The organism is Nocardia sp. No.11, assembly GCF_038752175.1.
GTDB lineage: Bacteria > Actinomycetota > Actinomycetes > Mycobacteriales > Mycobacteriaceae > Nocardia > Nocardia canadensis.
In genome coordinates, this window is sequence record NZ_JBCGFB010000276.1 from 1 (window position 1) to 581 (window position 581).

At 76.6% G+C, this 581-nt stretch carries 1 pseudogene; it reads left to right on the top strand.

Going from position 1 to position 581, the window contains the following annotated elements:
• A pseudogene (locus V8688_RS32030) lies at positions 1-581 on the top strand (hypothetical protein); the annotation flags it as partial.

Here is a 581-nt window from a genome sequence, read left to right on the forward strand (position 1 = left end):
TGGCCAAGCCCGGCGCCGAACCGCCCGCGCCCGCAGCGGATTCGGCCGCGAAACCGCCGGAGCACCCGGCGCCGCCGATGTTCACCAGCGGTGAGCCGACCCAGATCCTGCCGGTCGTCAAGCCCGGCGCCGAACCGCCCGCGCCCGATGACGCGGCGCCCGGACCGGATGCGCCGCGCGGCGACGCGGGTTTCCGTGCGCCGGAGGCGAATTCCGGTGTGCCCGGTACCCCCGGCGACTCCGGGGTGATCGGTGGCGACAGCACCGGACCCGCGACCGACGGCGTCATCGGCGGACTCGACCCGTCCCCGAACGGCCGCGATTCCGCGCCGCCGCGTGGGTCATCACGAGTGCAGCCGCCCACCGGCTATCCTCCGTCCGCGCCGCGCGTGTCGACTCCGGGTGACGCGTCCGGATTCGGCGCGCCCACCGAGGATTCCGGCGCGCGGCCGAGCATCGTGCCGCCGACCCGGCCGAGCATCGTCAACCCGCAACCGCGCGGTGTGGTGCCGCCGCCCGCGCCGAGCATCGTCAACACGCCGCCGCCCGGTGTCGTGCCGCCGCCCGCGCCGAGCATCGTC